The organism is Cryobacterium sp. TMT4-31 (genome assembly GCF_004403385.1).
Taxonomy (GTDB): Bacteria; Actinomycetota; Actinomycetes; order Actinomycetales; family Microbacteriaceae; genus Cryobacterium; species Cryobacterium zongtaii.
Map to the genome: position 1 here is coordinate 61,308 of NZ_SOGI01000066.1, position 12,023 is coordinate 73,330.

The 12,023-nt window shown below is 68.5% G+C and carries 10 protein-coding genes; 5 read left to right on the forward strand and 5 right to left on the reverse strand.

What is annotated here, in order from left to right:
* The first annotated feature begins 119 nt into the window (after positions 1-119).
* Entirely contained in the window at positions 120-1,328 is a 1,209-nt protein-coding gene (locus E3T19_RS15975; protein ID WP_134409332.1) for a Na+/H+ antiporter NhaA, read from the forward strand.
* On the opposite strand, the gene mfd is transcribed toward E3T19_RS15975, so the two are convergent.
* The 3 genes from mfd to E3T19_RS15990 are packed head-to-tail and all read right to left on the reverse strand — an operon-like array spanning position 1,255 to position 6,164.
* Positions 1,255-4,890, reverse strand: a complete 3,636-nt coding sequence (gene mfd / locus E3T19_RS15980) for a transcription-repair coupling factor (RefSeq protein ID WP_103429772.1) — start codon at positions 4,888-4,890, stop codon at positions 1,255-1,257. The genes E3T19_RS15975 and mfd overlap by 74 nt on opposite strands.
* A gap of 23 nt (positions 4,891-4,913) precedes the next feature.
* Positions 4,914-5,501, reverse strand: coding sequence for an aminoacyl-tRNA hydrolase (pth, locus tag E3T19_RS15985; RefSeq protein WP_088456727.1), 588 nt, complete (start codon positions 5,499-5,501; stop codon positions 4,914-4,916).
* Between the two features lie 45 nt (positions 5,502-5,546).
* A complete protein-coding gene (locus E3T19_RS15990; protein WP_103429773.1) occupies positions 5,547-6,164 on the reverse strand; it encodes a 50S ribosomal protein L25/general stress protein Ctc in 618 nt (205 codons plus the stop codon).
* Between the two features lie 219 nt (positions 6,165-6,383).
* Here E3T19_RS15990 and E3T19_RS15995 point away from each other — a divergent pair, with 219 nt between their 5' ends.
* Together E3T19_RS15995 and gndA are read left to right on the forward strand one after the other, a co-directional pair.
* Positions 6,384-7,097 (forward strand): FadR/GntR family transcriptional regulator, encoded by a 714-nt coding sequence (locus E3T19_RS15995; RefSeq protein ID WP_103479458.1) that lies wholly within the window; start codon positions 6,384-6,386, stop codon positions 7,095-7,097.
* 72 nt (positions 7,098-7,169) lie between these two features.
* Positions 7,170-8,621, forward strand: a complete 1,452-nt coding sequence (gene gndA / locus E3T19_RS16000; RefSeq protein ID WP_255453176.1) for an NADP-dependent phosphogluconate dehydrogenase — start codon at positions 7,170-7,172, stop codon at positions 8,619-8,621.
* 176 nt (positions 8,622-8,797) lie between these two features.
* Here the strand turns inward: gndA and E3T19_RS16005 are convergent, their stop codons facing one another.
* Together E3T19_RS16005 and E3T19_RS16010 are read right to left on the reverse strand one after the other, a co-directional pair.
* On the reverse strand, positions 8,798-9,754 hold the full coding sequence (locus tag E3T19_RS16005; RefSeq protein WP_088456730.1) for a hypothetical protein: 957 nt from the start codon (positions 9,752-9,754) through the stop codon (positions 8,798-8,800).
* A 183-nt stretch (positions 9,755-9,937) separates the two neighbouring features.
* Positions 9,938-11,212, reverse strand: a complete 1,275-nt coding sequence (locus E3T19_RS16010) for an APC family permease (RefSeq protein WP_134409333.1) — start codon at positions 11,210-11,212, stop codon at positions 9,938-9,940.
* Positions 11,213-11,301: 89 nt separating this feature from the next.
* On the opposite strand from E3T19_RS16010, the gene E3T19_RS16015 reads away from it, so the two are divergent.
* The gene (locus E3T19_RS16015) at positions 11,302-11,667 is read left to right on the forward strand and encodes a hypothetical protein (protein ID WP_134409334.1); all 366 of its coding nucleotides are present in this window, start codon (positions 11,302-11,304) and stop codon (positions 11,665-11,667) included.
* Positions 11,668-11,685: 18 nt separating this feature from the next.
* Positions 11,686-11,985: a DUF1905 domain-containing protein gene (locus E3T19_RS16020; RefSeq protein ID WP_088456733.1), complete on the forward strand. Its 300-nt coding sequence runs from the start codon at positions 11,686-11,688 to the stop codon at positions 11,983-11,985.
* The last annotated feature ends 38 nt before the right edge of the window (positions 11,986-12,023 follow it).

A 12,023-nucleotide genomic window follows, 5' to 3' on the forward strand; every position in this document is an offset into this window, starting at 1 on the left:
CATCGTAGGCGGCGGGACTAAACTGAACGCTGGTGTGCCGGGAAGTCTGGTCGGCGGGCGAAATGTTTCGCTCACGACGTACGACCGACCCGCTTTTACCGTGGGTGGACAGGATCTCCATGACTTTCATCCGTTCCGAACGCTACGCCGCCGGGTTCCTGCTTCTCGCCGGTGTGCTCGGCCTGATCATGGCCAATCTCGCCTTCGGTCCGGCGCTGATCGAGGCGGCCAACGAACATCTGCACACCGGCCTGTTCGGGCTGGACCTGTCGGCCAAGCACTGGATCAGCGACGGACTGCTGTCGATCTTCTTCTTCCTCATCGCCATCGAGCTCAAACGCGAACTGGTGATCGGCGACCTGAACAGCTTCGGCAAGGCGGCGCTGCCCGCCCTCGCCGCGCTCGGCGGGGTCGCGGTTCCCGCCGGCATCTACCTGCTGCTCACCCAGGGCTCGGGGCTGGCCGCGGGCTGGCCGGTGCCCACGGCCACCGACATCGCGTTCGCGCTGGGGGTGCTGGCGGTGTTCGGCCGCGGGATCCCCACCCGGGTGCGGGTGTTCCTGCTGGCCCTGGCGGTGCTCGACGACCTCGTGGCGATCCTGATCATCGCGTTTTTCTTCACCCAGGACCCCGAGCTGCAGTACATCGGCTTCGCGGCGATCACGGCCACCCTCTTCGGGGTCACCAGCCGGCTGCTCAAGCCGCGTTCGCCGTGGGTGCTGGGCCGGAAGCCGGTCTGGCCGATCATCGTCCTGCTGATCGTCCTCGGCGTGGCCACCTGGTACTTCACCTATCTCTCCGGCGTGCACGCCACCATCGCCGGCGTGATCCTCGGCCTGGTGATGGCCCGGGTGCCCGGTGGCCGCACCCACCACGTGCTCGAGCCGTACTCCAACGCGGTGATCCTGCCGCTGTTCGCGTTCTCGGCGGCCCTCGTGGCCATCCCGCAGGTGAGCCTGGCCGAGCTCAGCCCGGCGTTTTGGGGCATCCTGGTGGCCTTGCCGGTGGGCAAGCTGATCGGCATCACCCTGGCCGGGAGCCTGGGTAGCCTGATCTCCCGGCGCCCCAACGGGTCCAGGTCCGGGCTCAAATTCATCGACATCGTGATGGTCGCCTGCCTGGGCGGCATCGGCTTCACAGTGTCACTGCTGATGGGCGCGCTCGCCTTCGCCGGCAGCGTCGAGGTGGTCGACGAGGCCACCCTCGCCGTGCTGCTGGGCTCGGGCTTCGCGATCCTGGTCTCGGCCGTCGTGGTCAGTGCGCGGGCACGGCAGTATCGACGGGCCGCGGAAACACCGCGTCCAGCAGCGAGCCCGTCCACGCTATAAGGGCGGCGTCGGCCAGCGGCTCGCCGTTCAGGCGCGGCAGCGGCACGATCATCGACCCGGCCGCGGCCGAATACTTGGCACCCGGGTACATCCGCTGCACCCGAACCTGCATGGAGTCGGCCAGGTCGACCGGCGCCACCCGCAGGTTGGAGCCCATCGCGACGACCTCACCGAGGCCGGCCTGTTGCGCGTGCCTGCGCAGCCTGGACACGGCGATGAGGTTGGTGACGGCTTCGGGCGGTTCGCCGTAGCGGTCGGTTAGCTCCTCGAGCACGAGCCCGATCTGGTCGTCGGCGGCCGCGAGCCCGCTGGCGCCGGAGAGCTTCTGATACGCCTCCAGGCGCAGCCGCTCGCTGTCCACGTACTCCTCGGGGATGTGCGCGTCCACGGGCAGCTCCAGCCGCAGCTCCGTCTGGCCCTCGGCCACGTCACCGCGGAAGGTCGACACGGCCTCGCCGATCATGCGCAGGTAGAGGTCGAAGCCGACCCCGGCGATGTGACCGGCCTGCTCGCCGCCGAGCAGGTTGCCCGCACCGCGGATCTCGAGGTCCTTCAGCGCCACCTGCATGCCGGCGCCGAGTTCGTTGTTGGCCGCGATGGTGGCCAGCCTGTCGTGCGCGATCTCGGAGAGCGGCTTGTTCTCGTCGTAGAGGAAATAGGCGTATGCACGCTCCCGGGCACGGCCGACCCGGCCGCGCAGCTGGTGCAGCTGGCTGAGCCCGTACTTGTCGGCCCTGTCGATGATGATGGTGTTCGCGTTGGCGATGTCCAGGCCGGTCTCGATGATGGTCGTGGAGACCAGGATGTCGAACTTGTTCTCCCAGAAGTCCACCACCACCTGTTCCAGCTGCGCCTCCGGCAGCTGCCCGTGCGCCACGGCGACGCGGGCTTCCGGCACCAGTTCGGCCAGCTGCGCGGCCACCCGGTTGATGCTGGAGACGCGGTTATGCACGAAGAAGATCTGGCCCTCGCGAAGCAGTTCGCGGCGGATGGCGGCGGCCACCTGGCGGTCGGAGTACGGCCCGACGAAGGTGAGGATCGGGTGCCGGTCCTCCGGCGGGGTGGCCAGGGTGGACATCTCCCGGATGCCTGTGACGGCCATCTCCAGGGTGCGCGGGATGGGCGTGGCGCTCATGGCGAGGATGTCGACGTTGGTCTTGAGCTTCTTGAGAGCGTCCTTGTGCTCGACACCGAAACGCTGTTCCTCGTCGATGATGACCAGGCCGAGGTCCTTGAAGATCGTGTTCTCCGACAACAGCCGGTGGGTGCCGATGACCATGTCGACGGTGCCGTCGAGCATGCCGGCCACGGTCTCGCGGGATTCCTTGTCGGTCTGGAACCGGCTGAGCGCCCGCAGGTGGATGGGGAACCCGGCGAAGCGCTCCTGGAAGGTCTCCATGTGCTGGCGCACGAGCAGGGTGGTCGGCACGAGCATGGCCACCTGCTTGCCGTCCTGGATGGCCTTGAACGCTGCGCGGACGGCGACCTCGGTCTTGCCGAAGCCCACGTCACCGGACAGCAACCGGTCCATCGGGATGGGCCGCTCCATGTCGGCCTTGACCTCCTCGATGGTGGTGAGCTGGTCGGGCGTCTCCGCGAACGGGAACGCCTCCTCGAGCTCACGCTGCCAGGGCGTGTCAGGGCCGAATGCGTGACCCTTGCTGGCCATCCGTGCCGAGTAGAGCTTGACGAGTTCGACGGCGATGTCGCGCACCGCCCGCCGGGCCTTTGTCTTGGCGGCCGACCAGTCGCTGCCGCCCATCTTGGACAGCGCGGGTGCCTCGCCGCCGACGTAGCGGGAGACCAGGTCGAGCTGGTCGGTGGGCACGTAGAGCTTGTCGCCGCCGTGACCGCGCTTGGACGGCGCGTACTCGAGCACCAGGTATTCGCGGGTGGTCTTGACCGGGTTCCGGCCGCCGCTGGAGACCTCACGCTGGGTGAGTTCGAGGAACTTGCCGATGCCGTGGGTCTGGTGCACGACGTGGTCGCCGGTCTTGAGCTGCAACGGATCGACGACGTTCTTGCGCCGACTGGCGAGCTTCTTGATCTGGCGGGCGTCGTAACCGACGGTGCGGCCGTAGAACTCGCTCTCGCTGACCAGGGTGAGCTTGGTCTCCGGGATCTCGAACCCGTGAGTGATGGAGGCCTTGATCAGGTAGGCGATGCCCGGTTCCGGGTTCGCCGGGAACTCCTCCACGATGCGGGCGGGCAGTTCGGCGCCGGAGAGGACGTCGGCGGCGCGGTCGACGAGGCCGGCGCCCTGCGCGACGACGGCGACGGTCCAACCGTCCTTGAGGCGCGTGGAGAGGTGCCCGACGGCGCCCTCGACGCTGCCGGCGAAGCTCGGCACGGCGTCGCCCTCGATGCGGATGGTGAGCAGTTCGTCGATCTCGCGGTGTTCGGGCAGCACCGGGATGTCGGTGGGCGCGGCCTGGAAGGAGCTCAACGTCCACCAGACCCGTTCGCTGGCCCCGGCGCCGGGGGCCGAGTACCGCACGGCGTCGCGCAGGGTGCCCAGGGTGAGGAAGTCACCGCTGGCGAGGTCGATGGGGGCCTCGGCGCCGGCGGTGGCGGCGTTCCAGGCGGCGGAGAGGAACTCCCGGTTGGTCTCGGCGAGGCTGATGGCGCGGGAGGCGACCCGTTCCGGCGAGATCACGGCGACGGCGGCCTGGCGGGGCAGGTAGTGCGTGACGGGCACCAGCCTGTCGACGAGGGCGGGCGCGAGGCTCTCCATGCCCTCGACGGGGATGCCCTCGGCCACCTTGGCGAGCAGACCCGCCAGGCTGGGGAACTCGTGTTGCATCTCCCGGGCGCGCTGGCGCACGGCGGGGCTGAGCAGCAGTTCGCGGCTGGGCGGCAGGGTCACCGACTCGATGGGTTCGGGCATCGAGCGCTGGTCGGCGACCGCGAAGGCGCGGATCTGCTCGACCTCGTCGCCGAAGAACTCGATGCGGTACGGGTGCGCGGCCATCGGCGGGAACACGTCGAGGATGCCTCCGCGCACGGCGAACTCGCCGCGCCGGGTGACCATGTCCACTCGGGCGTACGCCACGTTGACGAGGTCGACGGCGATGGCGGCGAGGTCGTGGCCGCGGCCGCCGGCCGTGAGCTCGAGCGGGTCGTAGTCGGTGAGGTTGTCGGCCACAGGCTGCAGGGCGGCGCGCACCGAGGCCACCACGATGAGGGGACGCCGGGTGGCGGCATCCGCAGCCTCCCAGTCGCGCATCCGCCTCAGGGCGTAGAGGCGGCGGCCCACGATCTCGGCACTGGGGCTGAGCCTCTCGTGCGGCAGGGTCTCCCAGGCGGGGAACTCGACGATCTCGGCGTCGTCGGAGAAGCAGCCCAGGTTCTCCCGCAGCGCCTCGGACTCACGGCCGGTGGCGGTGATGATCAACAGCGCCCGGCCCTTGTCCAACCTGTCGCGCTGCTCGAGCAGCGCGGCCAGCAGCGGGGCGCGGAGGCCCTCGGTGAGCGAGAAGTCGGCGTCACGGGCCGCAAAGGCGAGGGCGGCATCGAACGTGGAGGCACGCGAAAGCGCCGGAATCAAGCCCTGAAGAATCACCGCACAAGTCTACGGGTAGTTTTCTACGCGGGTGGGGCGTGGAACTTCTGCTGGGCGGCGGTGACACCCTCCGCGGCGATCATCTCGATCGCATCCGCCGCGTCCTCGAGCATGATCCCCAGGGTGGTGCGTTCGGTGCTGGAGAAGTCGTGCAGCACGAAGTCGGCGGCGTTCTGCCGGCCGGGCGGCCGGCCGATGCCCATCCGGATGCGGGTGAACTCGTTGCTGCCGGTGGCCGCGATGATGTCGCGCAGCCCGTTGTGGCCCCCGTGGCCGCCGCCCACCTTGATCTTGAGGGTGTCGAAGGGCAGGTCCAGCTCGTCGTGCACGACGATGAGGCGGGAGACGTCCAGGGAGTAGAACCGGAGCAAGGCCGCGACGGGTCCGCCGGAAAGATTCATGAAGCTGTTCGGCTTGGCCAGGATCAGCTTGGGACCGCCGGGGAAACTGCGCCCCTCGGCGACGGCGGAATTCGCCTTGTGGTTCTTGAAATTCGCGCGCATCCGGTCGGCGAGCACGGCCGTGACCATGTGGCCGACGTTGTGGCGGTTACCGGCGTAGCCGGGCCCGGGGTTACCGAGCCCGACTACGAGCCAGAGATTCTCGTCCAGGGGGTTCCTTTACAAAAGTTTCTGTCCGGTGTTGAAGGGGGAAGACTACTCGGCGGCAGCTTCCTCGGCGGGAGCTTCTTCGCCCTCGACGGTCTCCTCTTCCTCTTCTTCCTCGGCCGGCAGGTGCACGCCGACGACGACCATCTCGGGGTCGGAGATGAGCGACGCGCCGTCGGGCAGGGTGATCTCGCTGGCGTGGATGAGGGTGCCGTCTTCGAGGCCCTCGACGTCGACGCTCACGCTCTGCGGGATGTTGGTGGCTTCGACCTCGAGCAGCAGGGTCTTGGCGTCGAGGTCGGCGGTGGTGCCGGGGGCGGTCTCACCGATGACGTGCACGGCGACCTCAACCTGGACCTTCTCACCCTTGCGGATGACGATGAGGTCGAGGTGCTCGATGATCTGGCGAACCGGGTCCTTCTGCACGTCCTTGACCAGGGTCAGGTGGGTGGTTCCTTCGACGTCGAGCTCGAGCACGGCGTTCGCGCGACGCAGCAGCAGGCCGATCTCGTGAGCCGGCAGGGCCACGTGCACGGGCTCGGTGCCGTGGCCGTAGATGACGGCGGGGATCTTGCCCAGCACGCGCAGCTTGCGGGCCGCGCCCTTGCCGAAGCTGTTGCGTGCGTCTGCGGAAATCTTGTTGTTGCTGTTCTTGGCCTCGGCCATGATGTGTCTCCTTGCGGGCCTCGTGTGCCCGTATTGGTGTTGCGGGCACGGGGCCCGCAGTACGGATGCTGGTTCAACTCGAACGCATGTCAGCGTGAGGAAAGGCCTGAGAGGACTTTTCGCCGCGTCGATTACGGATTTCGCAGGCACCGGTTTCCCGGCTGGCGCGAATCCCTCGCCGAAGTTCAACTCAACAGTCTAGGCGATAAAGTGACGACCATGCCGCCCAGCCTGCACACCCGAGTGACCGAAGACGTCGGACGGTCCATCGTCGATGGGACGGTTCCAGCGGGAACCGTCCTGCTCTCCGACGAGATCGAGCGCCGACAGGGGGTGAGCCGGTCGGTCATCCGGGAGGCCATCCGGGTGCTGGGGTCGATGGGCCTCGTCGAGTCCGTCAAACGGGTCGGCATCAGGGTTCTGCCACCGTCCAGCTGGAACGCCTACGACCCGACCATCATCCGTTGGCGCCTGCTCGGCCCCGGCAAGGGCGAACAGCTGCGCTCGCTCACCGAATTGCGCTCCGCGGTGGAACCGATGGCTGCGGAACTGGCCGCTCGGCATGCGGCGGCCTCGGTCGCGGCCGAGCTGATGGACGTGGCCGACCTGATGCGGGCCGCGGGTGACTCGGGTGACCTGTCCTCGTTCCTGGAGCTCGACATCCGGTTTCACCGGCTGGTGCTGCGGGGCTCGGGCAATGAGATGTTCGCCAAGCTCGACGGAGCCGTCGCCGCGGTCCTGTCCGGCCGCACCGACCTGGGCCTGCAGCCGGACCGCCCGCACGAGAACACCCTGCAGTTGCACGCCGAGGTCGCCGAGGCGATTTCGGGCGCGCAACCGCAGAAGGCTCGGGAGGCGATGGAGCGGATCATGCGCCGCACCTACGCCGAGGTGCAGCCCACCTGGGCCGCCGATCCGACCTCCGCGCTATAAATATGATTACATGGGCTATGTAAGCCACTAATCTTGAACATGATCACAACTCACAGATCTAAGGGAGAACACGTGTCAGAAACCGGTTCAGCAAACATCGGCGTTGTCGGACTGGCGGTGATGGGCTCCAACCTCGCCCGGAACCTCGCCAGCCGCGAAGGCAACACCGTGGCCGTGTACAACCGTTCGCCCGAACGCACCCGGCTGCTCATGGATGAGCACCCCGAGGCCGGTTTTGTCGCCTCCGAGACCATCGAGGCATTCGTCGCCTCGCTCAAGACCCCCCGCACCGCGATCATCATGGTGCAGGCCGGTAAGGGCACCGACGCCGTCATCAGCCAGCTGACCGAGCTGTTCGAGCCCGGCGACATCATCGTCGACGGCGGCAACGCCCTGTTCACCGATACCCTCCGCCGCGAGAAGGCCGTGCGCGAGACAGGTATCAACTTCGTCGGCGCCGGCATCTCCGGTGGTGAGGAAGGCGCCCTCAAGGGTCCCAGCATCATGCCCGGCGGCTCCGCCGAGGCGTACGTCACCCTCGGCCCGATCCTCGAGTCCATCGCCGCTGTCGTCGACGGTGAGCCCTGCGTCACCCACGTCGGCACCGACGGCGCCGGCCACTTCGTCAAGATGATCCACAACGGCATCGAGTACGCCGACATGCAGCTCATCGGCGAGGCGTACGACCTCATCCGTCGCGGAACCGGCAAGACCCCGGCCGAGATCTCCGAGATCTTCACCGAGTGGAACAAGGGCGACCTCGAGAGCTACCTCATCGAGATCACCGCGGAGGTCCTCAAGCAGGTCGACGCCGAGACCGGGAAGCCGCTCGTCGACGTCATCCTCGACCAGGCCGGCAGCAAGGGCACCGGCGTGTGGACCGTGCAGACCGCCCTCGACCTCGGCATCCCCGTGTCGGGCATCGCCGAGGCCGTGTTCGCCCGCTCCGTCTCCTCCAAGCCCGCGCAGCGTGCCGCTGCCGCCGCTCTGCCCGGCCCGACCGTCAACCCCGTCGAAGATGTGGATGGCTTCATCGAGGGTGTCCGCCAGGCGCTCTACGCGTCCAAGGTCATCGCCTACTCGCAGGGCTTCGACGCCATCGTCGCCGGTGCGGAGCAGTACAACTGGGACATCAAGAAGGGCGACATCGCGAAGATCTGGCGCGGTGGCTGCATCATCCGCGCCCGCTTCCTCAACCGCATCACCGAGGCCTACACCGAGAACCCGGGACTCGTCTCGCTCGTCACCGCCCCGTTCTTCACCGATGTCGTTGCCACGGCCCAGGACTCCTGGCGCAACGTTGTCGCCGACGCCGCCCACGCCGGCATCCCCGCGCCGGTTTTCGCGTCCTCGCTGGCGTACTACGACAGCCTGCGTGCTGACCGCCTTCCCGCTGCCCTCACCCAGGGCCAGCGCGACTTCTTCGGGGCGCACACCTACAAGCGCGTCGACAAGGAAGGCACCTTCCACACCCTGTGGTCCGGCGACCGTACCGAGATCGTCACCGAGGGCTCCTCGCACTAGAGGCTCCTCCGCACTAGAGGCTCCTCCAACCAGGGGGCCCTCCCCCGGAGTTCCTCGCTCCCGCACCACCCGCTCGGCAACTGTTGCCCGTGCGGACATTTGCGCCCGGCACGCCGGGTCCAGTTGTCCGTACGGGCAACAGTTGTTTGGCCGTTGGGATGCCCGGCGAGCGGCACTCATCGGGTCCCGGACAACCCGGCAGCGACCAGAAGGCGACTCAGCGCACCCCGGTCGGCGAGCTCGCCAGGGCCCCACCGCACCACCCGAAATCCGTCGGCGCGCAGGTGGTCCTCGCGCACCTTCTCGGCGTAGACGACATCACCCGGTGTGCGCCCACGTAGGTACTCGTCCTTGAGGTACTTGCCCCGTCCGTCGAACTCCCCGATCAGCCGAAAGCGCGGCCACTCGAAGTCGGTGTAGTACCACCCGCCTCGCGGATTCGGGTGCCGGCACTGTAACTCGGGATCGGGGAGGCCCAGCTCGAAAATCGCGACGCGGCTAATCGACTCCCCCGGATTGTCGGCGTTTGGACGCGCGAAGGCTATGGCCCGCTTCGCTTTGGTGCTGCCACGCAATGACCCACACCGGGCGAGCATTTCGGACAGTTCGTCCGAATAGACGAGCACCTCCGGGGTGGCCCGCCGAGGATTGATGCCGTGGTCGAGTGCGACAACGGCATCTTCGAAGCTTGCCGTTCTGGCCAAGTCGAGCAGGGTGCGAGCCGGGCTGGTCACGAGCACGCCGTCGAGTTCGACGACCTCGGCCCAATCGAACGCAGTCCGATGCACGAATACGCCGTTCTTGCTGCGCACCCGTGCCGCCGGCACCGCCAGGACATGCACGGCTTCTGGCCAAGCGCCACCCAGCGGGATGCCCCACAGCGCCGCGGCGGACTGGTGGCTGACGACGGGGTCATGCCGCCTGGTCGCCACAACGGCACGAATGTGGTCGACGTATCGGTCCCGTGACGCCAAGCCGCCCCAGCGGTCCATCGTCGTGAAGACCCCGCGGCGCAAGCGGGTGCCCTGCCCCCGATCGACAGATCTTCGAAACTGCCGGGCATCCGTGTCGGTCACACCGATGTTCTTGACAAGGAACAGGCCCGTTCGTGGGTCCAGCCGGTCATCAGTCATGTGGCGAGACTCTCAACCACCGTGTCAGCGATACCCGGCACCCACCCACCTGTGCACTCCTGACCCGGTGCCCCGACTGGGGAGGGACGGTGCCGCCAATTCGCTTCTGTTACCCCTGCGGACATGTGCACCCCGCGTGCCGGGGCCATATGTCCGCACCGGGACCATTTGGGGCGGGGCAGGCTAGCTCGGGGCGGAGCGGGACAGGCGCAGGGCGCGTCCGACCAGGCCCAGCGCCAGCCAGCCGAACGCGGCGACGACCCCCGGCCAGGGCAGGGTCAGGGCCAGGAGCAGGCAGCCGGCCACGCCCAGGTACTGCACCCAGCGCGGCAGCCAGCGCTGCTCGCCCGGCTGCCGTAGAGCGGCCAGATGCGCGATTGCGTAGTAGACCAGCACCGCGGAGGCCGAGAAGCCCACCAGCCGGGCGGCATCCAGCAGCAGCACGCCGAGCACCGCGACCAGGCCCATGGCCATCTCCGCCGACACCGGGGTGTTCAGGGTCGGCGACACGCGGCTGAGTGCGCCCGGCAGGTCGCCTTCCCTCGCCATCGCCAGCCCGGTGCGGCTGAGTCCGGCCAGGATGCCGGCTAACGAGCCCAGGCAGGCGATGGCCGCCAGCACCCGGACGATGACGGTCCACGGCTCCGCACCGCCGACGAGGTCGGCCAGCGGCGAGACCGAGTCCGCCAGGACCGCCGGTCCGAGCACGAGCACGCAGAGCACTCCGATCACCGCGTAGACCACCAGGGTGACGCCGAGGGCGGCCACGATCGCGCGGGGCAGGGTGCGGCGGGGGTCCCGCACCTCCTCCCCCAGCGTGGCCATGCGGGCGTAGCCGGCGAACGCGAAGAAGAGCAGGCCGGCCGACTGCAGGATGCCCGCCCCGCCGCCAGCCAGCAGCGACCCGGTGTCGAACGAGGCCGTGAGCGACCCGCCGGCAAGCCCGGCAGCCACCACGACCACCAGCATGAGCAGCCCGCCGAGCACCAGGAACACCACCGCGGCGCTGAGCCTGGCGGTGCTGCGCACACCCGTCAGGTTGACGGCTCCGAGCACCAGGATCGCCATTACCGCCACCGGCCGGGCCTGCTCCGGCCACAGGTAGCCGCCCAGGATCGAGGCGATGGCCGCGGCCGAAGCGGTCTTGCCGGCCAGGAACAACCAGCCGGCGGAGAACCCCCACCACGGGCCGAGGGTCGCCCGCCCGAACACATAGACTCCCCCGGACACCGGATGGCTCATCGACAGCTGCGCCGAGCTCAGGGCATTGAGCGAGGCGACCAGCCCCGCCAGGACCAGCCCGATCAGCAGACCGGAGCCGGCCGCCGCCGCCGCGGGCACCCACACGTAGAACACCCCGGCGCCGATCATCGCGGCCAGGCCCAGCACCATCGCCCCGACGGTACCGAGGTGCCGCTGGAGGGCACCCTGGCCCTCCCGCCGATCCGTAGCGTGCATGCGGCAAGGATACGGCCGCAAGGTGAACCGCAGGCATCCGCGATCGGGCGCCCTCAAGCCGGCGCGATCTGATTTACTGGAGGGCACTCATGAGCGACTTTCACCCCGAACTCTCCGGTTACGAACCGACGGACTCCTCCCGGCCCCTCCGCGGCCGGCGGATGGTGCTGCTCATGCGCATCACCGTGATCCTCGGCCTCGTCGCCCTGCTCGTGCCCGGCGTGCTCACCACCATGAGCATCGCCTCGGCCACGGCCGCCAGGGCCTGCGCCGCGGCCGTGACGCGCTACTACCCGCTCTCTGAGGGCATCGACGCCAGGTTCGAGCTGGTCGGGGCGGGCGGCTTCGGCTGGCAGTGTTACGCAATCGACCAGAACGAACGCCAGACCTTCGTCATGCCGCTGGGCATCATCCCGGGCCCGTTCCGGCCGCCGGCCGCCGGCGCCACGACCTAGTCCGACGAAAGGCGCCCGATGGGACCCACCTTCACCTTCACGACGGCACTGTGGAACACCGAAAGCATGAACGCGTGGGTGTTCGTCTCGCTGCCCGCCGACCAGTCCGACGAGATTCGGGAGCTCACCGACGGACTGCGGGTCGGCTTCGGCTCACAGCGAGTGCGGGTGGCCATCAACGGCTCAAGGTGGGCCACCTCGATCTTCCCCGAGAGCGCCACGGGCCGGTTTGTTCTGCCGGTGAAGAAGGCCATCCGCGAGGCCGAGAAGATCGGCGTGGGCGACACAGCGACGGTCACCGTCGAACTCGTGCTCTGAAACGCGAAAAGGCCGGCCCCGAAACAGGACCGGCCAAC

What these genes read in the sequence shown, in the direction of transcription:
- E3T19_RS15995 (WP_103479458.1), top strand. Translation starts at nt 6,384, where the DNA reads ATGCCGCCCAGCCTGCACACCCGAGTGACCGAAGACGTCGGACGGTCC.
- E3T19_RS16010 (WP_134409333.1), bottom strand. Translation starts at nt 11,212, where the DNA reads ATGCACGCTACGGATCGGCGGGAGGGCCAGGGTGCCCTCCAGCGGCAC.
- E3T19_RS16015 (WP_134409334.1), top strand. Translation starts at nt 11,302, where the DNA reads ATGAGCGACTTTCACCCCGAACTCTCCGGTTACGAACCGACGGACTCC.
- E3T19_RS16020 (WP_088456733.1), top strand. Translation starts at nt 11,686, where the DNA reads ATGGGACCCACCTTCACCTTCACGACGGCACTGTGGAACACCGAAAGC.
- E3T19_RS16005 (WP_088456730.1), bottom strand. Translation starts at nt 9,754, where the DNA reads ATGACTGATGACCGGCTGGACCCACGAACGGGCCTGTTCCTTGTCAAG.
- E3T19_RS15990 (WP_103429773.1), bottom strand. Translation starts at nt 6,164, where the DNA reads ATGGCCGAGGCCAAGAACAGCAACAACAAGATTTCCGCAGACGCACGC.
- E3T19_RS15975 (WP_134409332.1), top strand. Translation starts at nt 120, where the DNA reads ATGACTTTCATCCGTTCCGAACGCTACGCCGCCGGGTTCCTGCTTCTC.